21 protein-coding genes and 4 tRNA genes are annotated in these 20,546 nt (G+C 62.2%); 14 read left to right on the forward strand and 11 right to left on the reverse strand.

Features of this window, described 5'->3' with window-relative positions:
* Window positions 1–384 precede the first annotated feature (384 nt).
* The 4 genes from infA to trxB all read right to left on the reverse strand — a co-directional run bounded on the left by infA (window position 385) and on the right by trxB (window position 3,357).
* Complete coding sequence (gene infA, locus ABZE94_RS10760; protein WP_002553999.1) at window positions 385–603, reverse strand: translation initiation factor IF-1; 219 nt, start codon at window positions 601–603, stop codon at window positions 385–387.
* A 107-nt stretch (window positions 604–710) separates the two neighbouring features.
* A complete protein-coding gene (locus tag ABZE94_RS10765; RefSeq protein ID WP_372875517.1) occupies window positions 711–1,418 on the reverse strand; it encodes an arginyltransferase in 708 nt (235 codons plus the stop codon).
* A 54-nt stretch (window positions 1,419–1,472) separates the two neighbouring features.
* On the reverse strand, window positions 1,473–2,153 hold the full coding sequence (gene aat / locus ABZE94_RS10770) for a leucyl/phenylalanyl-tRNA--protein transferase (RefSeq protein WP_372875518.1): 681 nt from the start codon (window positions 2,151–2,153) through the stop codon (window positions 1,473–1,475).
* 253 nt (window positions 2,154–2,406) lie between these two features.
* Window positions 2,407–3,357: a thioredoxin-disulfide reductase gene (trxB, locus tag ABZE94_RS10775; RefSeq protein WP_372875519.1), complete on the reverse strand. Its 951-nt coding sequence runs from the start codon at window positions 3,355–3,357 to the stop codon at window positions 2,407–2,409.
* Window positions 3,358–3,604: 247 nt separating this feature from the next.
* On the opposite strand from trxB, the gene ftsK reads away from it, so the two are divergent.
* The 6 genes from ftsK (at window position 3,605) to cysG (ending at window position 11,142) form a co-directional block, all read left to right on the forward strand.
* Window positions 3,605–6,007, forward strand: a complete 2,403-nt coding sequence (gene ftsK, locus ABZE94_RS10780) for a DNA translocase FtsK (protein ID WP_372875520.1) — start codon at window positions 3,605–3,607, stop codon at window positions 6,005–6,007.
* A gap of 30 nt (window positions 6,008–6,037) precedes the next feature.
* A complete protein-coding gene (lolA, locus tag ABZE94_RS10785) occupies window positions 6,038–6,664 on the forward strand; it encodes an outer membrane lipoprotein chaperone LolA (RefSeq protein WP_372875521.1) in 627 nt (208 codons plus the stop codon).
* A 19-nt stretch (window positions 6,665–6,683) separates the two neighbouring features.
* Window positions 6,684–8,009: a replication-associated recombination protein A gene (locus tag ABZE94_RS10790; protein WP_372875522.1), complete on the forward strand. Its 1,326-nt coding sequence runs from the start codon at window positions 6,684–6,686 to the stop codon at window positions 8,007–8,009.
* Window positions 8,006–8,380, forward strand: coding sequence for a fluoride efflux transporter CrcB (gene crcB, locus ABZE94_RS10795; RefSeq protein ID WP_372875523.1), 375 nt, complete (start codon window positions 8,006–8,008; stop codon window positions 8,378–8,380). The genes ABZE94_RS10790 and crcB overlap by 4 nt, the downstream gene beginning before the upstream one ends.
* 16 nt (window positions 8,381–8,396) lie before the next feature.
* Window positions 8,397–9,677 (forward strand): serine--tRNA ligase, encoded by a 1,281-nt coding sequence (gene serS, locus ABZE94_RS10800; RefSeq protein ID WP_372875524.1) that lies wholly within the window; start codon window positions 8,397–8,399, stop codon window positions 9,675–9,677.
* A 70-nt stretch (window positions 9,678–9,747) separates the two neighbouring features.
* On the forward strand, window positions 9,748–11,142 hold the full coding sequence (cysG, locus tag ABZE94_RS10805; RefSeq protein ID WP_372875525.1) for a siroheme synthase CysG: 1,395 nt from the start codon (window positions 9,748–9,750) through the stop codon (window positions 11,140–11,142).
* A gap of 155 nt (window positions 11,143–11,297) precedes the next feature.
* Here cysG and ABZE94_RS10810 read toward each other — a convergent pair whose 3' ends face one another.
* From ABZE94_RS10810 to ABZE94_RS10840, 7 genes are all read right to left on the reverse strand, one after another.
* On the reverse strand, window positions 11,298–12,296 hold the full coding sequence (locus tag ABZE94_RS10810; protein ID WP_372875526.1) for a glutathione S-transferase family protein: 999 nt from the start codon (window positions 12,294–12,296) through the stop codon (window positions 11,298–11,300).
* A gap of 89 nt (window positions 12,297–12,385) precedes the next feature.
* On the reverse strand, window positions 12,386–13,369 hold the full coding sequence (locus ABZE94_RS10815) for a glycosyl transferase family protein (protein WP_372875527.1): 984 nt from the start codon (window positions 13,367–13,369) through the stop codon (window positions 12,386–12,388).
* Window positions 13,366–13,701: a TusE/DsrC/DsvC family sulfur relay protein gene (locus ABZE94_RS10820; protein WP_372875528.1), complete on the reverse strand. Its 336-nt coding sequence runs from the start codon at window positions 13,699–13,701 to the stop codon at window positions 13,366–13,368. Before ABZE94_RS10820 ends, ABZE94_RS10815 begins: the two co-directional genes overlap by 4 nt.
* Window positions 13,698–13,997 (reverse strand): sulfurtransferase complex subunit TusB, encoded by a 300-nt coding sequence (tusB, locus tag ABZE94_RS10825; RefSeq protein ID WP_372875529.1) that lies wholly within the window; start codon window positions 13,995–13,997, stop codon window positions 13,698–13,700. The genes ABZE94_RS10820 and tusB overlap by 4 nt, the downstream gene beginning before the upstream one ends.
* Window positions 13,997–14,356, reverse strand: a complete 360-nt coding sequence (gene tusC, locus ABZE94_RS10830) for a sulfurtransferase complex subunit TusC (RefSeq protein WP_372875530.1) — start codon at window positions 14,354–14,356, stop codon at window positions 13,997–13,999. Before tusC ends, tusB begins: the two co-directional genes overlap by 1 nt.
* Window position 14,357: 1 nt before the next feature.
* The gene (gene tusD / locus ABZE94_RS10835; protein WP_372875531.1) at window positions 14,358–14,750 is read right to left on the reverse strand and encodes a sulfurtransferase complex subunit TusD; all 393 of its coding nucleotides are present in this window, start codon (window positions 14,748–14,750) and stop codon (window positions 14,358–14,360) included.
* 109 nt (window positions 14,751–14,859) lie between these two features.
* On the reverse strand, window positions 14,860–15,528 hold the full coding sequence (locus tag ABZE94_RS10840) for a Bax inhibitor-1/YccA family protein (protein ID WP_372875532.1): 669 nt from the start codon (window positions 15,526–15,528) through the stop codon (window positions 14,860–14,862).
* A gap of 133 nt (window positions 15,529–15,661) precedes the next feature.
* Here ABZE94_RS10840 and ABZE94_RS10845 point away from each other — a divergent pair.
* The 8 genes from ABZE94_RS10845 to ABZE94_RS10880 all read left to right on the forward strand — a co-directional run.
* Window positions 15,662–15,751: transfer RNA gene (locus ABZE94_RS10845), tRNA-Ser, on the forward strand.
* Window positions 15,752–15,906: 155 nt separating this feature from the next.
* The gene (gene uvrY, locus ABZE94_RS10850; RefSeq protein ID WP_372875533.1) at window positions 15,907–16,551 is read left to right on the forward strand and encodes a UvrY/SirA/GacA family response regulator transcription factor; all 645 of its coding nucleotides are present in this window, start codon (window positions 15,907–15,909) and stop codon (window positions 16,549–16,551) included.
* Window positions 16,538–18,391, forward strand: a complete 1,854-nt coding sequence (gene uvrC / locus ABZE94_RS10855) for an excinuclease ABC subunit UvrC (RefSeq protein ID WP_372875534.1) — start codon at window positions 16,538–16,540, stop codon at window positions 18,389–18,391. The genes uvrY and uvrC overlap by 14 nt, the downstream gene beginning before the upstream one ends.
* Before the next feature lie 32 nt (window positions 18,392–18,423).
* Window positions 18,424–18,984 carry a CDP-diacylglycerol--glycerol-3-phosphate 3-phosphatidyltransferase gene (gene pgsA, locus ABZE94_RS10860; protein ID WP_372875535.1) on the forward strand — a complete coding sequence of 187 codons (561 nt, stop codon included), beginning with the start codon at window positions 18,424–18,426 and terminating at the stop codon, window positions 18,982–18,984.
* 67 nt (window positions 18,985–19,051) lie between these two features.
* Window positions 19,052–19,127 (forward strand) — tRNA-Gly (locus ABZE94_RS10865).
* A gap of 39 nt (window positions 19,128–19,166) precedes the next feature.
* Window positions 19,167–19,240: transfer RNA gene (locus ABZE94_RS10870), tRNA-Cys, on the forward strand.
* Window positions 19,241–19,352: 112 nt separating this feature from the next.
* Window positions 19,353–19,439, forward strand: a tRNA-Leu gene (locus tag ABZE94_RS10875).
* 453 nt (window positions 19,440–19,892) lie between these two features.
* On the forward strand, window positions 19,893–20,546 hold a 654-nt coding region (locus ABZE94_RS10880; RefSeq protein WP_372875536.1), incomplete at its 3' end, for a transglutaminase N-terminal domain-containing protein.

The raw sequence follows: 20,546 nt of genomic DNA on the forward strand, positions 1-20,546 counted from the left end.
CGGGCGTTTTTGTGAGCGCCAGATTCTATGAGCCCTTGAAAAACCGAGTGCACGAAGGCCAGGGCCCAGAACTTGTGAAAAATTCTCGTCTACTGCGACCGCCTCCAGTCGTTCGCTGCTGACGTTGCGCTGCGAACGCCTGGGGCGGACTCGCGACGACGTTCGATAGCTCACAACCTCATGAGTGGCGGGGCAGAGCTGGCAAGCAAGCGAAGGTCGCCGCCTGTTTGGCTCACTTCATCCTGGAGGCTGTCGGACTTTAGCTGAGGATCAATCTCAAGCCCGGTAGGCTCCTGGTGGAGTCAAGTCAGGCGCGTTTCTTGTCGCGCGTTTAACTTCCCGTGCATTGCCTGCGCTCGAATGCAGCGGTTTTTCAACGATTTGTCAGCGGGCGCGGTAAGTGATACGACCTTTGCTCAGGTCATAAGGCGTCAGCTCTACGCGAACCTTATCGCCAGTCAGAATGCGGATATAGTTTTTGCGCATCTTTCCAGAGATGTGCGCGGTAACGACGTGCCCGTTTTCCAACTCCACGCGGAACATGGTGTTGGGCAGGGTGTCGACGACAGTGCCTTCCATTTCGAAGCTGTCTTCTTTCGACATGCAGTAAAGCCCTCGGTATCCAAAGTATGACCATGGCCAGGTGCACCTGGCTCCAGGCAAAAGCGGCGTGCATTGTGCCCGAAAAGGATGGTGCACGCCAAGCGACTTCAGGTGAGAGTGATCCAGCGCTGATTAACGAACAGCTCGATTGGGCGGTATTGCGTCTTGTAGCTCATTTTTCGGCAGTTTTTGATCCAATAACCGAGGTACAGGGCATTCAGCCCAAGGCGCGCAGACTCCTTGATTTGCCACAGAATGGCGAAGCGTCCGAGACTGCGGCGCTCTTCGCTGGGCTCGTAGAAGGTGTAAACCGCAGAAAGCCCATTGGGCAGCACGTCGGTGACCGCGATCGCCAGCAGTCGGCCGTGCTGGCGAAACTCGTAGAAGCGTGCAAACGGCAGGTCGCGTACCAGGAAAGTGGAGAACTGCTCGCGGTTCGGTGGGTACATGTCGCCATCGGCATGGCGCTGCTCGATATAGCGCGCATAGAGGCTGTAGTACTCCTCGGTGAACGCCGGGCGCACTGCGCGGACCTGGATATCGAGATTGCGCTTGAAGATACGTCGCTGCTGGCGATTGGGTTTGAATAGGCTGACGGGAATGCGCGCAGGCACGCAGGCCGAGCAGCGCTGGCAGTGGGGCCGGTAGAGGTGGTCGCCACTGCGGCGAAAGCCCATTTCCGAAAGTTCGGCGTAGACCTCCACATCCATTGGCTGGCTGGGGTCGAGGAACAGGGTGGTGGCCTGCTCTTCGGGCAGATAGCTGCACGGATGAGGCTGGGTGGCGTAAAACTTCAGGCGGGCCAGCTCGGTCATGGTCGACTCTCGAGTAATGCCTTGAACAAGTGTAAGCCACCCTGCCGGACTCGCCTAGGCGCTCCAGGGCGCCTTGTCGGGCTGGTCGATATAACGCTTGAGGTAGTCGGCGAAATCTGCACGGGCAATCGGCCGGGCGCCAAAGTTGTGCAGGTGTTGCGTGGGCATCTGGCAGTCGATGAGCACGAAGCCCCAGGCCTTGAGTCGTTCGACCAGGGTGACAAAGCCGACCTTCGAGGCGTTGTCGGCGCGGCTGAACATGGATTCGCCGAAAAACAACCGGCCCATCGCTAGGCCATATAGCCCTCCGACCAGTTCGCCGTCGAGCCAGACTTCGGCCGAATGGGCAATGCCGCGTCCATGCAGTTCAAGGTAGGCGTGCTGCATCGGGGTCGTGATCCAGGTGCCGTCGGCATAGTCGCGCGGCGCGGCGCAGGCCTGGATTACCTTGGCAAAGGCTCGGTCGAAGGTCACCTGGTAGCGGGCCTGGCGCAGCACCTTGGCCAGGCTGCGCGAGACGTGCAGCTCATCGGGGAAGAGCACGGTACGCGGATCCGGCGACCACCAGAGAATCGGCTGATTGTCCTGAAACCAGGGGAAGCAACCATGGCGGTAGGCCGCTATCAGGCGCTCGGCACTCAAGTCGCCGCCGGCCGCCAGCAAGCCGTTGGGCTCGCGCAGGGCTTTGCTCAATGGCGGGAAGTTCAGGGAGTCGCGTTGCAACCAGGTCAGCATTCAAGGAAACCGCAAGAGAGAAGGGCGGGGCGGCTCGGTTGGCCCCTACGACGCCCGAGGCCTGATACCGCATAGTTGCTCCAGGCCATGCGTGGTCTGGCATCACGCATCGCAGCGCCTGGTATCAGGTTCTCAGGCATTCGCACTGCCAGCCGAGCTGGACGGCGGAGAGGAAACACTCAGCTGCCGCGTCCGTTTGCAGGTAGCCCGCTGTGGCGCTCGACATTTCACAGCCGCTGACTGCCGGGCGCGCTCAATGGTCGTCGAGGAACTTTTCGACATCCAGTGCGGCCATGCAGCCGGCCCCGGCAGAGGTGATTGCCTGGCGGTACACGTGGTCGGCCACGTCGCCGGCGGCGAACACCCCCTCGATACTGGTCGCAGTGGCATTGCCTTCGCTGCCGCCCCTGATCAGCAGATAACCGTCGCGCATTTCCAGCTGACCCTGGAACAGATCGGTATTGGGCTTGTGGCCGATGGCGATGAACACCCCCGTCAGCGGCAGCTCCTTGGAGAAGCCATTGGTGGTGTCTTTCAGGCGCACGCCGGTTACGCCGCTGGTATCGCCCAGCACTTCGTCCAGGGTGTGGTTCCAGTGCAGGTGAATGTTGCCGTTGGCGGCCTTGTCGAAGAGCTTGTCTTGCAGGATCTTTTCCGAGCGCAGCTTGTCGCGCCGGTGAACCAGGTGCACTTCCTTGGCGATATTGGCCAGGTACAGCGCTTCCTCGACGGCAGTGTTGCCACCGCCAATCACCGCGACTACCTGATTGCGGTAGAAGAAGCCGTCACAGGTGGCGCAGGCAGACACGCCTTTGCCGGCAAAGGCTTCTTCCGACGGCAGGCCGAGGTACTGCGCGGAGGCGCCGGTGGCGATGATCAGTGCGTCGCAGCTGTAGGTGCCGCTGTCGCCTTTGAGGATGAACGGACGCTGTTGCAACTCGGCCGTGTGAATGTGGTCATAAAGGATCTCGGTGTCGAAGCGCTCGGCATGTTTTTGCATGCGTTCCATGAGCGCGGGGCCGGTCAAGCCTTCGACGTCACCTGGCCAGTTGTCCACGTCGGTGGTCGTGGTCAGCTGGCCGCCGGGCTGGATGCCGGTGATCACCACGGGCTTCAGGTTGGCTCGGGCGGCGTATACCGCTGCCGCGTAGCCGGCAGGGCCGGAACCCAGGATGATCAGGCGTGAATGCTTGACTTCGCTCATAGAAACACCTCATAAGCCTTTGTCACAAAAGAGAATGCGTGCTCCAATTGAGCCGCAAGTAATTATCTTGCCGGCTATGCTACACCGAAGCAGGGGGCGAACGGGAGCCGGCCGCAGAGGGCTTCGTCCAGGCGGGTTGCCACCCCAGTGTCTGGCGTGGCATCAACCGGGTAAATCCGTACAATAGTCAAAATTTTTGCCGTTAACCGATTATTCGGCGCGCCGCTGGCGCAGGAATAGATGCGTTTTGAAGAATTCGAGCCCTACAGCACAGACTCCGGTCTGGCGTCAGCAATTGCCCTACAGGTTGAAGGAGGGCGCCTTGATCGCGCTCGGCGCACTCTGCCTTTATCTGTGGATGGCGTTGCTGACCTATGATCCCGCCGACCCGGGCTGGACGCATACCAGCAATATCGACCAAGTGCAGAACGCTGCCGGCCGTGCCGGCGCCTGGTTCGCCGATATCCTGTTCATGGCCTTGGGCTATTTCGCCTATGTGTTCCCCCTGTTGCTTGGGGTCAAGACCCTGCAGGTATTTCGTGACCGCCACCAGCCCTGGCAGTGGAGCGGCTGGCTGTTCTCCTGGCGCTTGATCGGCCTGGTGTTCCTGGTGCTGTCCGGGGCAACGCTGGCCGATATTCATTTCGACCCGGGCGCGAGCATGCCGGCCTCTGCCGGCGGGGCTTTGGGCGAGAGCCTCGGCCAACTGGCCGAGGATGTACTGAACGTGCAGGGCAGCACCTTGCTGTTCATTGCCCTGTTCCTGTTCGGCTTGACCGTGTTCAGCGACCTGTCCTGGTTCAAGGTCATGGACCTGACCGGCAAGATCACCCTGGATCTTCTCGAGCTGATCCAGAGCCTGGTCAATCGCTGGTGGAACGCCCGTACCGAGCGCAAGCAACTGGTCGCCCAGTTACGCGAAGTCGATGAGCGGGTCAGCGAAGTGGCGGCGCCGATGGTGCACGACCGCCGCGAACAGGCGAAAGTCAAAGAGCGCCTGCTCGAACGTGAGGAAGCGCTGACGAAACACATGAGCGCCCGTGAAAGCCGCACCGCGCCTGTGATTACCCCGCCGGCGGAGCCTAAGGCCGCCGAATCGAGCAAGCGCGTACAGAAAGAAAAGCAGGCGCCGCTGTTCGTCGACAGCGCCGTCGAAGGTACTTTGCCGCCGATTTCCATTCTCGATGTCGCCGAGAAGAAGCAGAAGAAATTCTCCCCCGAGTCGCTGGAGGCCATGTCGCGACTGCTCGAGATCAAGCTCAAGGAGTTCGGCGTCGAGGTCATGGTCGAGTCGGTGCACCCGGGCCCGGTGATCACCCGCTTCGAGATCCAGCTCGCCGCCGGGGTCAAGGTCAGCCGTATTTCCGGGCTGGCCAAGGACCTGGCGCGCTCGATGGCGATCATCAGTGTGCGTGTGGTCGAAGTGATTCCCGGCAAAACCACCGTGGGCATCGAGGTGCCCAACGAAGACCGGCAGATCGTGCGCTTTTCCGAGGTGCTGTCGTCGCCCGAGTACGATGACGCCAAGTCCCCGGTGACCCTGGCCCTGGGCCACGACATCGGTGGCCGCCCGGTGATTACCGACCTGGCGAAAATGCCCCACCTGCTGGTCGCCGGCACCACCGGCTCGGGTAAGTCGGTCGGGGTCAACGCGATGATCCTGTCGATCCTGTTCAAGTCCACGCCGGAAGAGGCGCGCTTGATCATGATCGACCCGAAAATGCTCGAACTGTCGATCTACGAGGGCATTCCGCACCTGCTGTGCCCGGTGGTCACCGACATGAAGGAGGCGGCCAACGCCCTGCGCTGGAGCGTCGCCGAAATGGAACGGCGCTATAAGCTCATGTCGAAGCTGGGCGTACGCAACCTGGCTGGCTTCAACCGCAAGGTCAGGGAAGCCGAGGAGGCGGGCGAACCCCTGCCGGACCCGTTGTACAAGCGCGAAAGCATGCACGACGAGGCGCCGCTGCTGAAAACCCTGCCGACCATCGTGGTGGTGGTGGACGAGTTTGCCGACATGATGATGATCGTCGGCAAGAAGGTCGAAGAGTTGATCGCGCGGATCGCGCAGAAGGCCCGCGCCGCCGGCATCCACCTGATTCTCGCCACCCAGCGACCGTCGGTGGATGTGATCACCGGCCTGATCAAGGCCAACATCCCGACACGCATGGCCTTCCAGGTGTCGAGCAAGATCGATTCGCGGACCATTCTCGACCAGGGTGGCGCCGAACAGTTGCTCGGCCACGGCGACATGCTCTACCTGCCGCCTGGCACCGGCTTGCCGATTCGCGTGCACGGCGCCTTCGTTTCCGACGAAGAGGTCCACCGCGTGGTCGAGGCCTGGAAGCTGCGCGGCACGCCGGACTATATCGAAGACATTCTCGCCGGTGTCGAGGAGTCCGGCAGCGGCTTCGACGGCAGCAGCGAGGGCGGCAGCGAAGGCAGTGAAGAAGATCCGCTGTATGACGAAGCCGTGCGTTTCGTCACCGAAAGCCGTCGGGCCTCGATTTCCGCCGTACAGCGCAAATTGAAGATCGGCTACAACCGTGCGGCACGGATGATCGAAGCGATGGAAATAGCTGGTGTGGTGACATCGATGAGCACCAATGGCTCGCGCGAAGTGATAGCGCCGGGCCCAACTCGTGACTAACGCCAAGAAATCAATGTGATAAGGAGTTCCATGCGCCTGATTCGTATGCTGTTGCTGGCAGCTTTAAGCCTTTCCAGCGTTTCCGCCCTGGCGGACGAGGATGCGTCGGCACAACGTCTGACCGCATTGCTCAGCCAGGCGCAAACCATCAGCGCCCGCTTTTCGCAACTGACCCTGGATGGCAGTGGCGCGCAGTTGCAGGAGACCGCAGGTCAGCTTGTGCTCAAGCGCCCGGGGCTGTTTCGCTGGCACACCGACGCGCCCATGGAGCAGTTGCTGGTGTCCAACGGCGAGAAGGTCTGGCTGTATGACCCGGATCTGGAGCAGGTCACTATTCAGACCCTCGACAAGCGCCTGACCCATACCCCGGCATTGCTGCTGTCCGGCGACGTCTCCGAGATTCGCGAGAATTTCGCAATCAGCCACCAGGAAGGCGGCAACGTGGTCGATTTCATGCTCAAGCCGAAGTCCAAAGACACGCTGTTCGACAGCCTGCGCCTGTCGTTTCGCAGCGGCGTGTTGAATGACATGCAGCTGATCGACAGCATCGGCCAGCGCACCAACATTCTGTTCCTCGGCGTGGAGATGAATGAAGCCGTGGACGACAGCCTGTTCAGCTTCGAGATCCCCGAAGGCGCGGATGTCATTCAAGAGTAAGAGGTCGTAGCTCGCCGCCATGGATCTGTTTCGTAATGCTCCCATCGCTCAGCCCCTGGCGGCGCGCTTGCGTGCCGCCAGCCTGGACGAGTACGTCGGCCAGGAGCATCTGCTGGCACGCGGCAAGCCGCTGCGCGAAGCGCTGGAGCAGGGCGCACTGCACTCGATGATCTTCTGGGGGCCGCCGGGCGTGGGCAAGACCACCCTGGCGCGCTTGCTGGCTCAGGTCACCGATGCCCACTTCGAGACGATTTCCGCGGTGCTCTCCGGCGTGAAGGAGATCCGCCAGGCGGTCGAGGTCGCGCAACAGCACGCCGCCCAGTATGGCCGCCGGACCATCCTGTTCGTCGACGAGGTGCATCGCTTCAACAAGTCGCAGCAGGATGCTTTTCTGCCCTATGTGGAAGACGGCACCCTGATCTTCATCGGCGCCACCACCGAAAATCCCTCGTTCGAACTGAATAACGCGCTGCTTTCGCGAGCCCGCGTCTATGTCCTGAAAAGCCTCGATGAAGAGGCGCTGCGCAGGCTGGCGAGCCGTGCCCTGGCTGATCCCAAAGGCCTCGGCGAACGACAGCTGAGCCTGCCGGAGGAAAGCTTCAAGATTCTCCTGGCCGCTGCTGATGGCGATGGTCGGCGCTTGCTGAATTTCCTGGAAAACGCCGCGGATCTGGCCGAGGACGGCGGCACCATCAGCAGCGAACTGTTGCTGGACCTGCTCGGCGACAGCCGCAGGCGCTTCGACAAGGGCGGCGAAGCCTTCTACGACCAGATTTCCGCGCTGCACAAGTCGGTGCGCGGCTCCAGCCCGGACGGCGCGCTCTATTGGTTCGCGCGCATGCTCGATGGCGGTTGCGACCCCCTGTACATCGCCCGCCGGGTGGTGCGCATGGCCAGCGAAGACATCGGCAACGCCGACCCGCGCGCTCTGACGCTGTGCCTCGATGCCTGGGGCGTGCAGGAACGCCTGGGCAGCCCCGAAGGCGAACTGGCCGTGGCCCAGGCCATCGTCTACCTGGCCTGCGCACCGAAGAGCAACGCGGTGTATAGCGCGTTCAAGGCGGCGATGCGCGATGCTGCCGAACATGGCTCCCTGGAAGTACCACTGCACCTGCGCAATGCGCCGACCAAGTTGATGAAGGAACTGGGCTACGGCGACGAATACCGCTATGCCCATGACGAGCCGGAGGCCTATGCCGCCGGTGAAGATTACTTCCCCGAGCAACTGCCGGCGCGTCAGTACTATCAACCCGTACCGCGCGGCCTCGAGCAGAAAATCCGCGACAAACTGGCCCACCTGGCCAGCCAGGACGCAGCCAGCCCGCGCAAGCGGAGAAAACCATGATCGCGGTGGTTTTCGCGGTGGCTGCCGGCGGGGCCTGCGGAACCCTGTTGCGCTTCGCCACCGGCAATTGGATCAACGCGAACTGGCCGCACTATTTCTATACCGCCACCCTGGCGGTAAACATCCTCGGCTGCCTGCTGATCGGTTACCTGTATGGGCTGTTCCTGCTGCGCCCGGAAATCCCCCTGGAGTTACGCGCCGGCTTGATCGTCGGCTTTCTGGGCGCCCTCACCACCTTTTCATCCTTTTCCCTCGACACCTTGCGCCTGCTGGAAAGCGGCCAGGCGCCAACGGCCTTCGGCTATGTGGCGCTGAGCGTGTTGGGCGGCCTGCTCGCGACCTGGGCCGGCCTATCATTCACCAAACTCTGATCGACGAGAACCCGACATGCTCGACTCCAAACTGGTTCGCAGCCAACTCCACGATGTGGCTCAGCGTCTTGCCACCCGTGGCTTTCAACTGGATGTAGCGCGCTTTGAAGCGCTGGAAACTCAGCGCAAGACCGTGCAGACCCATACCGAACAGCTACAAGCCGAGCGCAACAGTCGCTCCAAGGCCATCGGCCAGGCCAAGCAGCGCGGCGAAGACATCGCGCCGCTGCTGGCGGATGTCGATCGCATGGGCAGCGAGCTGGAGCAAGGCAAGCAGGACCTGGATGCCATCCAGGTCGAGTTGGACAACCTGCTGCTGAACCTGCCCAACCTGCCACATGTGTCGGTGCCGGTCGGCGACGATGAAGACGACAACGTCGAGGTGCGCCGCTGGGGTTCACCCAAGGCCTTCGATTTCCCCATCCAGGATCACGTCAGCCTGGGCGAACGACACGGCTGGCTGGATTTCGAAACCGCCGCCAAACTGTCTGGAGCGCGTTTCGCCCTGTTGCGCGGGCCGATCGCTCGCCTGCATCGCGCCCTGGCCCAGTTCATGATCAACCTGCACATCAGCGAGCATGGCTACGAGGAGGCTTACACGCCTTATCTGGTTCAGGCGCCGGCGTTGCAGGGCACCGGCCAGTTGCCCAAATTCGAGGAAGACCTGTTCAAGATCAGTCGCGAGAATGAGGCCGATCTGTACCTGATTCCGACTGCCGAAGTGTCGCTGACCAATATCGTTGCGGGCGAGATTCTCGATGCCAAGCAATTGCCGCTGAAGCTGGTTGCCCACACCCCGTGTTTCCGCAGCGAAGCCGGTTCGTCCGGTCGCGACACCCGCGGGATGATCCGTCAGCATCAGTTCGACAAGGTCGAGATGGTGCAGATCGTCGAGCCGGGCACCTCCTTCCAGGCCCTGGAGGAGCTCACCGGCAACGCCGAGAAGGTGCTGCAACTGCTCGAGCTGCCATACCGCGTACTCGCCCTCTGCACCGGCGACATGGGCTTCAGCGCGACCAAGACCTACGATCTGGAAGTCTGGGTGCCGAGCCAGGACAAGTACCGCGAAATCTCCTCCTGCTCCAATTGCGGCGACTTCCAGGCGCGGCGCATGCAGGCTCGTTATCGCAACCCGGAAACTGGCAAGCCGGAACTGCTGCACACCCTCAACGGTTCCGGCCTGGCGGTGGGCCGCACCCTGGTGGCGGTGCTGGAAAATTACCAGCAGGCCGATGGCAGCATTCGGGTGCCCATGGTGCTCAAGCCCTATATGGGCGGTATCGACGTCATCGGTTAAAGCGCAACTTGGTGGGGTGGGCTGAAGCCCGCCCTACGGCAAGCCACTGTCACTCGTTTGGATCACGCCCATGGACTTTCTTCCGCTGTTCCACAAATTGCAGGGTCGCCTGGTGCTGGTGGTCGGTGGCGGCGAGGTGGCCCTGCGCAAATCGCGGCTGCTGGCCGATGCCGGTGCCAGGTTGCGGGTCGTGGCGCCGGAGGTGCGCGAGGATCTGCGCGAGTTGGTCGGTCAGGGGGGCGGCGAGGTACTGCTGCGCAACTACCTGCCCGCAGACTTGAGCGGTGTGGCGTTGATCATTGCCGCCACCGACGACGAGCCGCTGAATGCGCAGATATCCGCCCAGGCCCAGGCCCAGGGGATTCCGGTCAATGTTGTCGATGCTCCCAAGCTGTGCAGCGTGATCTTCCCGGCTATCGTCGACCGCTCGCCACTGATCGTCGCCGTTACCAGTGGCGGCGACGCGCCGGTATTGGCGCGCTTGATTCGGGCCAAGATCGAGACCTGGATTCCGGCGACCTATGGTCAGTTGGCCGGCTTGGCAAAGAAATTCCGCGAGCAAGTCAAAGGCCTGTTCCCCGATGTCCAGCAACGCCGGGTGTTCTGGGAGGACGTGTTCCAGGGGCAAATTGCCGAAAGCGTGTTCGCCGGCAAGTTGCATGAGGGCGAACGCCTGCTCGAAGCGAAAGTCGCCGGCGCCCTGCCGCGCGCCTTGGGCGAGGTGTATCTGGTCGGCGCCGGCCCGGGCGACCCGGACCTGCTGACGTTTCGCGCCCTGCGCCTGATGCAGCAAGCCGATGTGGTGCTCTACGATCGCCTGGTCGCTCCGGCGATCATCGAGTTGTGCCGTCGCGATGCCGAGCGCATCTATGTCGGCAAGCAGCGCGCCGCGCACGCCGTGCCGCAGGATCAGATCAATCGGCGCCTGGTCAGCCTGGCCAAAGAGGGCAAGCGGGTGTTGCGCCTGAAAGGCGGCGATCCGTTTATCTTCGGCCGTGGCGGCGAGGAGATCGAGGAGCTGGCGGCTCACGGCATACCCTTCCAGGTCGTGCCCGGCATCACCGCGGCCAGCGGCTGCGCGGCTTACGCGGGAATTCCGCTGACCCACCGCGATCATGCCCAGTCGGTACGCTTCGTCACCGGTCACCTCAAGGACGGCAGCTGCGACCTGCCTTGGGCGGAACTGGCGGCGCCCAGCCAGACCCTGGTGTTCTACATGGGCCTGGTCGGCTTGCCGCTGATTTGCCAGCAATTGATCGCCCATGGCCGTGTGCCCAGCACGCCGGCGGCGCTGATCCAGCAGGGCACCACGCGCAACCAGCGGGTGTTCACCGGCACCCTGGCGAACCTGCCGGAACTGGTCGCCGAGCATCAGGTCCACGCGCCGACCCTGGTCATAGTCGGCGAGGTGGTGCAGCTGCGCGACAAGCTGGCCTGGTTCGAAGGCGCTCAGGCCGAGGTTTGAAGCAAGCCCTGCAGGGGCGGCCGGGCGGCGTTCCGTTTTAGCTGCGAAGCTGTGCTGTGCATTGAAAAATTCGCGGCTAAAGCCGCTCCTACAGGTGCCCACATTGCCTCCAGTTCGCTGCGCGACAGCGAGGCATGTGGACGACGGGGGATCTCCTACCTTGTAAAGACGCCGTTGCCCGGCAGGCGCGCGCGATCATGCCCACGGGACAAGTCCAGCGCCGGGCCCTTGGGCACTATGCCGGTCGGGTTGATGGTGCGATGACTGGCGTAGTAATGGCCCTTGACGTGTTCGAAATCCACCGTTGCCGCCACCCCGGGCCACTGGTACAGCTCGCGCAGCCAGTTGGACAGGTTCGGGTAGTCCTCGATACGCCGCAGGTTGCACTTGAAGTGCCCGTAGTACACCGCATCGAAGCGAACCAGGGTGGTGAACAGGCGCCAATCGGCTTCGCTGAGGTATTCGCCAGCCAGGTAACGGCGCTCGCCGAGGTGTGCATCCAGACAATCCAGTTCGGCGAACAGCTCGCCGAAGGCTTCCTCGTAGGCGTCCTGGGTGGTGGCGAAACCGGCGCGGTACACGCCATTGTTGACCGCCGGATAGATGCGCCGATTGAGTGCGTCGATCTCGCCGCGCAGCGCTGCGGGATAGAAATCCAGGGGGTTGTCCGTCAGCCCGTCGAATGCCGAGTTGAACATGCGGATGATTTCCGCTGACTCATTGCTGACGATGCGCTGTTGCTGCCTGTCCCACAACAACGGCACGGTCACCCGGCCAGTGTAGTTGGCGTCATCGGCGGTGTAGCGCTGATGCAGAAAGTCCAGGCCGTCCAACGCATCGCCCGTGGAGCCATGGGCCGGGTCGAAGGTCCAGCCATCGTCGAGCATCAGCCAGCTGACCACCGACACACCGACCAGATCCTGCAAGCCCTTGAGCCGACGCAGGATCAGGGTGCGGTGGGCCCAGGGGCAGGCGAGGGACACATACAGGTGATAGCGACCGGCTTGCGCCTTGAAACCACCTTCGCCGCTAGGCCCGGGGCTGCCGTCGGCGGTGATCCAGTTGCGCCGCCGGGCATCCTCGCGTTTGAAGCGGCCGTCAGCCGCGGTGTCGTACCACTGGTCATGCCAGCTTCCCTCAATCAACAAACCCATTACCCGACTCCTTTGGCTTTACCGCCCAGGGTTCAGTCTAACGGCGGCGGTTCGATTGAAAGGTAGAAAAAGCTGCCTCTAAAAATCGATTATCCCGATATGTTTCGGGCGTCCCAGCGCAGCTGCGCCTGCTTGAACGCCTCTTCGCGCGGGGTGCCCAGGCCGCGCAGGGCCACGGCCATGCTGCTCATTACCGCGAGCCGGCCGTAAGCGTCCTCGACTTCGCCGCGCCAGAACGCCTGCAGGTGCTCCGGTTGCAGCGACTCGGGCTTGACGTGGCGCTGCGCCGACAGTGGCGGCCAGTCTTCGTCCCAGTTCTCGCCGTTGGCCGTGCCGTAGAGATGGCTGGTGGCGTCCGGATTTATTTCCACCTCGCCACCTTCACCCTTGATCACCAGCGCGGTGTCGCCGAGCAATTGGCTGGCTTCGCGGTGCACCGCCTGGTAACCGGGGTGAAAGATGCTCTGCAGGCCGCAGCGCGCCGACAAGGGGTTGAGGATGCGGGTCAGCGAGTGGATCGGCGAGCGCAAACCGAGGATGTTGCGCAGGTCGATCATCCGTTGCAGTTGCGGCATCCAGTCGCCCAGCGGGATAAACGCCAGGTGCTGCTCCTGCAACGCATGCTCCACCTCGGCCCAGCTGCGGCACAGTGGAACCTGCAGAAGCCCGATCACTTGCTCGCTGTACAGCCGCCCGGCGGTGTGCGCGCCGCCGCCATGCAGGAGGATGCGCACGCCGCTGTTGGCCAGGGCCTTGGCAGCGAGGAGAAACCAGGGCAAATGACGCTTCTTGCCGGCATAGCTGGGCCAGTCCAGGTCGACCGCAATGGCCGGCGCCTGCAGGCGCTCGCGCACCGCCTCGGCAAAGCCGGCCATCTCCTCGGCACTTTCCTCTTTGTGCCTGAGCAGCATCAGGAAGGCGCCGAGCTGGGTGTCCTCGACCTTGCCGTCGAGCAACATGCCCATGGCTTCACGGGCTTCTGCTCGGCTCAGGTTGCGCGCGCCGCGCTTGCCTTTGCCGAGGATGCGCACGAATTGGGCAAAAGGGTGTTCCGCTGGGGTGACAAGGTTCATAGGCAATTCGTCGGTTTGGGCAGGCCCGCCAGCTTGGCGGCGAGTTTGGCGGGAGCGCCTTTGAACAGCAGATTGAGGTGCAGGCTGTTGCCCTTTTCCGGGCCCAGCTTGAGCGCCACGTATTTGATCAGCGGCCGGTTGGCTGGCGACAGCTGGAACTCGGCGTAGAAGGCCCGCAACAAGCGCAGGATCTGCCAGTGCTCGGCGCTCAGGATCAGTTGTTCCTGTTGCGCCAGGGCCTCGGCCACCGGTTCCGACCAATCGGCCAGAGTAAGCAGGTAACCATCCTTGTCCAGCTCGATGCGCCGGCCGGCAACGATCAAATGCGTCATAGCCAGCTGTTGACCTTGTCGAAGCGGCAACTGAGTTCGACGAACCCCGGGTAGTCGACCACCTGGATCCGCGCCGGCGCGGTCAGCGCGCGCGCGCCGAGGTCTTCGTCGAGGGCGAACAGGCCGATACCGTCCGGCATCAGGTCCAGGGCCTGGCACTGGGCGGTGCCGGGTTGCAGGGCGTAAACCGCGTCACCGCAGAGCAGCAAGCCGTCGGCAGGACCGAGCAAGCGCAGGCAACTGCTCAGCCGGCTGTCGCTGAACGGCGAATGGGATAACACATGCAAGGTAGCCATCAGAGGGTGATCACCTGGTCGTAGCGGTCGATAAGCGCGATCAGGGCGGCATCATCCAGCACCTCGGCCGCCAGCGTCAGCGCCTGTGGCTCCAGGCCGCGCTCCTGCAGGCTGCGCGCCGAGGCATAAAGTGATTCGACGCCGAACAGTGGCAACGCCTGCAGGTTGGCAGTGAGGTCTTTCTGCTGCACGGCGGCGGGCTGTTGTGCCGGTGCCAACTGCAGCACGCCGTCGTCGAGAAACAGCATGCCGAGGGGCAGGTCGAATGCGCCGCCAGCCAGGGCAACATCCAGCGCCTCGCGGGCGCTGGGCCCGGACCAGGGCGACTGGCGGCTGATGATCAGCAAGGATCTACTCATTTCAAGGCCCTCCGAAGCAGATCAGCCGATCGGCGGTTTGCGCCGCCTCATGCAGCTGGCCCAGCCCGGATAGATCCCAGCAAGCATCCAGATTGCCGGCGCTACGCCCGTAGCGTTGCGCTTCCTGCTCATTGAGGATGCCACGGCGCAGCGCTGCGGCAATGCATACCACGCCATCGAGCTGCTGCTGGCGTACCAGTTCGCGCCATTCGGCAGGGGTGTCCAGCTCATCCTGGGCGCTGACCACATTGCTCGAGGCGTTGTGCACCGCATCCTGATAGAAGAACAGCCGCACGATCTGATGGCCGCCGGCCAGGGCTGCCTGAGCGAAACGCAGGGCGCGCCGGGAGGAGGGCGCATGCGGTGGGGCGAAGAGGGCGATGGCGAATTTCATAGAGAAACCGGCAGGGAAATCTGCCCCAATGATAAAGGCTGAGCGCGCAAGATGCTCGCCGCACGCATGAAAAAGCCCGCCGAAGCGGGCTTCGGGTGCAGCTCGGGGATCAGTCGTCGCTGCCCATGATGCCCATGATCTGCAGCAGGCTGATGAACAGGTTGTAGATCGAGACATACAGGCTGATGGTCGCCATGATGTAGTTGCGCTCGCCACCGTGGATGATGGCGCTGGTCTGGAACAGGATGCAGGCCGAGGAAAACAGCACGAAGCCGGCGCTGATCGCCAGTTGCAGGCCGCTGATCTGGAAGAAGAAGCCCGCCACCATGGCGCCGATCAGGACGAAGAAGCCCGCGGTGATGAAGCCGCTGAGGAAGCTCATGTCCTTGCGCGAAATCAGCACGTAGGCGGACAGGCCACAGAAAACCAGAGCCGTCATGGTGAAGGCCGAGCTGACCACTTCGGCGCCGTTGGCCATACCCAGGTAGCGATTGAGGATCGGCCCCAGGGTGTAGCCCATGAAGCCGGTCAGGGCGAGGGTGGAGAGCAGGCCCCAGGACGAATCACGCAGTTTGGCAGTGAGGAAGAACAGGCCGTAGAAGCCGATCAGCACCACGAAAAAGTTGGGGTAAGGCACGTTGGCGCGTTGCGCCATAAAGGCAACCAAACCGCTGAAGGCCAGGGTGATGGCCAGCAGGCCATACGTATTGCGCAGTACGCGGCTGACTTCTTGCTGCTCAACCTGGGCGTGGCTGAGTGCGTATTCTTGTTCGTGCATGGCGACACTCCTGTAGAGGCTAATGGTTCCGTGAGCAAAGTCAGGCTCGATCATAACAGAGCCCTGGCCTCAGCCAAGCCAGAGAGTTTGACAGCGTGTTGCGTTCCGGTAAGATTGCCGCCCGCACAACGCCGGAAGCGTGGCAGAGCGGTTGAATGCAACGGTCTTGAAAACCGTCGAAGGGGAGACTCTTCCGTGAGTTCGAATCTCACCGCTTCCGCCAACTATTTTCAATCGAATCAGCAATATAGTCTCTTTGGCGTTTGCTATTTGACGGTTATGCGCCAAGCTAAGCCTCGTATATTTTTATGCCGTTCGATGCGGTAATTTCCTGCAAGGCCGCCGCGCTGAGCGGCTGACACATAACGAGGTGTCCGTTTGATAAGGGTGCTAGTGGTCGATGACCACGATCTGGTTCGTACAGGCATCACCCGGATGCTGGCCGATATCGATGGCCTGCAAGTCGTAGGGCAGGCCGACTCGGGCGAGGAGTCGCTGAGCAAGGCCCGCGAGCTGAAGCCCGACGTGGTCCTGATGGACGTGAAGATGCCCGGCATCGGCGGCCTCGAAGCGACCCGCAAACTCCTGCGCAGTCATCCCGATATGAAAGTCGTCGCCGTGACCGCCTGCGAGGAAGACCCGTTTCCCACGCGCCTGCTGCAGGCCGGCGCCGCTGGCTATCTGACCAAGGGCGCGGCCCTGGCCGAGATGGTCCAGGCCATTCGCCAGGTGTTCGCAGGGCAGCGCTACATCAGCCCGCAAATCGCCCAGCAATTGGCGCTCAAGTCGTTTCAGCCGCACAACAATAACTCGCCCTTCGACTTGCTTTCCGAGCGCGAGATTCAGATCGCCCTGATGATCGCCGGCTGCCAGAAGGTGCAGAGCATCTCCGACAAGCTGTGCCTGTCGCCGAAAACGGTCAATACTTACCGTTATCGAATCTTTGAGAAGTTGTCGATCACCAGCGATGTGGAGCTTGCCTTGCTCGCCGTACGCCATGGCATGGTCGATGCCAACAGTTGAGACACCCGCGATTGAAGTGAACGTTCTGTTCGACCCCAGCGCTTTCCTGGCCACTTGCAGCAGTCGCCCAGGTGTTTACCGCATGTTCGATGCGGACACCAAACTGCTCTACGTCGGCAAGGCGAAAAACCTGAAAAAGCGCCTGGCCAGCTACTTTCGCAAGAGCGGCCTGGCGCCGAAGACCGCAGCGCTGGTCGGCCGAATCGCCCAGGTCGAAACCACCATCACCGCCAACGAAACCGAAGCCCTGCTGCTCGAGCAGACGCTGATCAAGCAATGGCGACCGCCTTACAACATCCTGCTGCGCGATGATAAGTCCTACCCCTACGTGTTCTTATCGGAGGGTGAATATCCGCGCCTAAGCATTCATCGCGGGGCGAAGAAGCAGAAGGGCCGTTATTTCGGTCCTTACCCGAGCGCCGGAGCCATCCGCGAAAGCCTCGGCCTGCTGCAAAAGGCCTTCCTGGTGCGCCAGTGCGAAGACAGCTATTTCAAGAATCGTACGCGGCCGTGCCTGCAGTACCAGATCAAGCGCTGCAAGGGGCCGTGCGTCGGCCTGGTCGACCCGGCGGAATATGCCGAGGACGTACGCCACTCGGTGATGTTCCTCGAGGGGCGCAGCAACGCGCTCGGTGATGAACTGTCCAGCGCCATGCAGCAAGCCGCCGCGACCCTGGATTTCGAGCGGGCCGCCGAATTGCGCGACAAGACGGCCCTGCTGCGCCGCGTGCAAGACCAGCAGAGCATGGAAGGCGGCAGCGGCGATGTCGATATAGTCGCCGCCATGGTCAATCCGGGTGGCGCCTGCGTGCACCTGATCAGCGTGCGCGGCGGTCGCGTGCTCGGCAGCAAGAACTTCTTCCCGCAAGTGGCGATCGAGGAGGATGTCAGCGAGGTGCTGCTGGCCTTCCTGGCGCAGTACTACCTGGGCAATCGGGAGCGCGAGCTGCCTGCCGAGTTGATCGTCAACGCGCAGCATGAAGATTTCCCCACCCTGATCGCCGCGCTCGGCGAGTCGCGTGGCGGTGAGTTGAGTATCAGCTATCGGGTACGTGGAACCCGCGCGCGCTGGCAGCAACTGGCAGTGACCAATGCCGAGCAAGCGCTCGGCGCTCGCCTTGCCAGCCGCCAGCATGTGGCCGCCCGCTTCGAGGCCCTTGCCGAGGCACTGGACATGGACGAGGTGCCGCAGCGCCTCGAATGTTTCGATATCAGCCATTCCAGCGGCGAGGCCACGGTGGCGTCCTGCGTGGTATTCGGCCCGGAAGGCCCGCTGAAGTCCGATTACCGTCGCTACAATATCGAGGGCGTCACCGCCGGCGATGATTACGCCGCGATGCACCAGGCACTGACGCGGCGTTTCAGCAAGATCAAGGACGGCGAGGGCAAGTTGCCGGATATCCTGCTGGTCGACGGCGGCAAGGGCCAACTGGCCATGGCCCGAGACGTGCTGAACGAGTTGGCCGTGCCCGAGCTGATCCTGCTTGGCGTGGCCAAGGGGGCGACGCGCAAGCCGGGGCTGGAAACCCTCTACCTCAACGACGCCGCCCATGAATTCAGCCTGCCAGGCAATTCGCCGGCGCTGCATCTGATCCAGCAGATTCGCGACGAATCGCATCGCTTCGCCATCACCGGACACCGCGCCCGGCGCGGCAAGGCCCGGCGCACTTCGAGCCTGGAGGAGGTCGCCGGGGTAGGGCCGAAGCGGCGTCGCGAGCTGCTCAATCACTTCGGCGGCCTGCAGGAATTGTCTCGGGCCAGCAGCGAAGAAATCGCCAAGGCGCCCGGAATCAGTAAAAAGCTTGCAGAGCTGATTTATGCCGCACTGCACAGCGAGTAGAATGCCGACTCACCTTGCAGCCAGTTGTGCCGATGAATATCCCTAACCTGCTTACCGTGCTCCGCGTTGCCCTGATCCCCATTTTTATCCTGCTGTTCTACCTGCCATTCAGCTGGAGTTATTGGGCCGCCAGTGCGGTTTTCGCCATTGCCGCCGTTACTGACTGGCTCGATGGCTTCCTGGCGCGTCGCTGGGAGCAGAGCACGCCCTTCGGTGCCTTTCTCGACCCGGTCGCCGACAAGCTGATGGTCGCAGTCGCACTGGTCTTGCTGGTGGCCGAGCATGCCAACCTGTGGCTGACGTTGCCGGCCGCAATCATCATCGGCCGCGAAATTGTCGTCTCGGCCCTGCGCGAATGGATGGCCGAACTGGGCGCACGTGCACATGTCGCCGTGTCCGAGCTGGCAAAATGGAAAACCGCGGCACAAATGGTCGCCCTGATCATCCTGCTGGCCAACCCTCCGTTGTTCACATTCTGGGTTCTACTCGGCTATGGGTTACTGATCGTTGCCGCCATCCTGACCTTGTGGTCGATGCTGCAGTATCTGCTGGCTGCCTGGCCGCACCTCAGCACTTCCACTGAAAAGAAATAAGCTTTTTTGAATCAAGGGCTTGACGGGGCGATTTGAAGATATAGAATGGCGCCCGTCTACAAGACAAGCGGGAATAGCTCAGTTGGTAGAGCACGACCTTGCCAAGGTCGGGGTCGCGAGTTCGAGTCTCGTTTCCCGCTCCAATTTCAACGGACCGTCTAGCACGGTCCGTTTAGTTTCAAGGCTGAGTAGCAGAGTGGTTATGCACCGGATTGCAAATCCGTGAACGCCGGTTCGATTCCGACCTCAGCCTCCAATTAAAAAGACCTCGTAGATCCTTGATTTACGAGGTTTTTTATTGCGCACAGGAAACCTTGCGAGGCTCGATGGGGCTGTATATAGTCCAGGCCTTGCACTAAAGCTCTACCGCCCGAATGGCGAAATCGGTAGACGCAAGGGACTTAAAATCCCTCGGGGGTAACCCCGTGCCGGTTCGATTCCGGCTTCGGGCACCATCTGCAGTCAAGCAAAAAGGCCAGCCTCACAGGGTTGGCCTTTTTGCTGTATGTGCACGGCTTGGGCCGCTTCGGGCCCGCTCTGATCATGCCTCCTGCGCCGTTGCGGGCTGCAGCTCAGCGTCGCCGACGCTCAGCAGCCCACCGCAGGGACGGCCCTCCCTCTGCATGCATCCTGCTCGGGCTAGACGTCATACGCGCGTTGTTAGCCGGGCACCGGGCACAATTGAAAATTGCACTGGCCACATCGTGCACTAGCGCTATCATGGCGACCGGTGCGAGCGCCGGTTGGATGAACCGGAGGCAAGCGCGCCGCTGGCCGTAATGGGCTGCGCGGCAGAGCTTAAGTGGCATGCATTAGGGCATGAGTTCTGCGGCCGAGAAGTTCGTTTTCAGTGGGGCGGCGGGACTATGTCCGCCGTAGCGCATCAATTTTCATGGAAGGCAACGTCAATGGCCATACGTATAGCGCTGCACCACAAGACCAGCTACCACTATGATCGCCAGGTTGGCTTGTCGCCCCATGAGGTGCGCCTGCGCCCGGCACCCCACGCGCGCACGCCGATTTTGTCTTATTCGCTGAGCGTGACCCCGCACAAGCACTTCATCAATTGGCAGCAAGACCCTTACGGCAACTACATCGGCCGTTTTGTCTTCCCGGAAAAATCCGCGACCCTGGAGTTCACCGTCGACCTGGTGGCGGACATGACGGTGATCAATCCGTTCGACTTTTTCGTCGAGAAGTACGCCGAGCAGTTTCCATTCGTTTATCCGGCGCAATTGAGCGATGAACTGGCGGCTTATCTCAAGGCCGACGAGCCCGGCCCCTTGCTGGGCGAATGGATGGCGGCAGCCCGCAGCGAGATGCTCGGCGAGGCGCAGCCGATCAATAATTTCCTGGTGGCCATCAACCAGCGCCTGCAGGCGGACATCGCCTATCTGTTGCGTATGGAGCCTGGCGTGCAAACGCCCGAGGAAACCCTGGAGAAACGCTCGGGTTCCTGCCGTGACAGCGCCTGGCTGCTGGTGCAGATTCTGCGCGAGCTCGGCTTGGCCGCGCGTTTTGTCTCCGGCTACCTGATTCAGTTGCGGGCCGACCAGGAAGCC

The organism is Pseudomonas sp., from assembly GCF_041601375.1.
Taxonomy (GTDB): domain Bacteria; phylum Pseudomonadota; class Gammaproteobacteria; order Pseudomonadales; family Pseudomonadaceae; genus Aquipseudomonas.

What these genes read in the sequence shown, in the direction of transcription:
- ABZE94_RS10815 (WP_372875527.1), bottom strand. Translation starts at nt 13,369, where the DNA reads ATGAACCTTGTCACCCCAGCGGAACACCCTTTTGCCCAATTCGTGCGC.
- uvrC (WP_372875534.1), top strand. Translation starts at nt 16,538, where the DNA reads ATGCCAACAGTTGAGACACCCGCGATTGAAGTGAACGTTCTGTTCGAC.
- tusC (WP_372875530.1), bottom strand. Translation starts at nt 14,356, where the DNA reads ATGAGTAGATCCTTGCTGATCATCAGCCGCCAGTCGCCCTGGTCCGGG.
- tusD (WP_372875531.1), bottom strand. Translation starts at nt 14,750, where the DNA reads ATGAAATTCGCCATCGCCCTCTTCGCCCCACCGCATGCGCCCTCCTCC.
- ABZE94_RS10840 (WP_372875532.1), bottom strand. Translation starts at nt 15,528, where the DNA reads ATGCACGAACAAGAATACGCACTCAGCCACGCCCAGGTTGAGCAGCAA.
- aat (WP_372875518.1), bottom strand. Translation starts at nt 2,153, where the DNA reads ATGCTGACCTGGTTGCAACGCGACTCCCTGAACTTCCCGCCATTGAGC.
- lolA (WP_372875521.1), top strand. Translation starts at nt 6,038, where the DNA reads ATGCGCCTGATTCGTATGCTGTTGCTGGCAGCTTTAAGCCTTTCCAGC.
- pgsA (WP_372875535.1), top strand. Translation starts at nt 18,424, where the DNA reads ATGAATATCCCTAACCTGCTTACCGTGCTCCGCGTTGCCCTGATCCCC.
- infA (WP_002553999.1), bottom strand. Translation starts at nt 603, where the DNA reads ATGTCGAAAGAAGACAGCTTCGAAATGGAAGGCACTGTCGTCGACACC.
- ABZE94_RS10810 (WP_372875526.1), bottom strand. Translation starts at nt 12,296, where the DNA reads ATGGGTTTGTTGATTGAGGGAAGCTGGCATGACCAGTGGTACGACACC.
- ABZE94_RS10790 (WP_372875522.1), top strand. Translation starts at nt 6,684, where the DNA reads ATGGATCTGTTTCGTAATGCTCCCATCGCTCAGCCCCTGGCGGCGCGC.
- serS (WP_372875524.1), top strand. Translation starts at nt 8,397, where the DNA reads ATGCTCGACTCCAAACTGGTTCGCAGCCAACTCCACGATGTGGCTCAG.
- trxB (WP_372875519.1), bottom strand. Translation starts at nt 3,357, where the DNA reads ATGAGCGAAGTCAAGCATTCACGCCTGATCATCCTGGGTTCCGGCCCT.
- cysG (WP_372875525.1), top strand. Translation starts at nt 9,748, where the DNA reads ATGGACTTTCTTCCGCTGTTCCACAAATTGCAGGGTCGCCTGGTGCTG.
- tusB (WP_372875529.1), bottom strand. Translation starts at nt 13,997, where the DNA reads ATGGCTACCTTGCATGTGTTATCCCATTCGCCGTTCAGCGACAGCCGG.
- ABZE94_RS10820 (WP_372875528.1), bottom strand. Translation starts at nt 13,701, where the DNA reads ATGACGCATTTGATCGTTGCCGGCCGGCGCATCGAGCTGGACAAGGAT.
- crcB (WP_372875523.1), top strand. Translation starts at nt 8,006, where the DNA reads ATGATCGCGGTGGTTTTCGCGGTGGCTGCCGGCGGGGCCTGCGGAACC.
- ABZE94_RS10765 (WP_372875517.1), bottom strand. Translation starts at nt 1,418, where the DNA reads ATGACCGAGCTGGCCCGCCTGAAGTTTTACGCCACCCAGCCTCATCCG.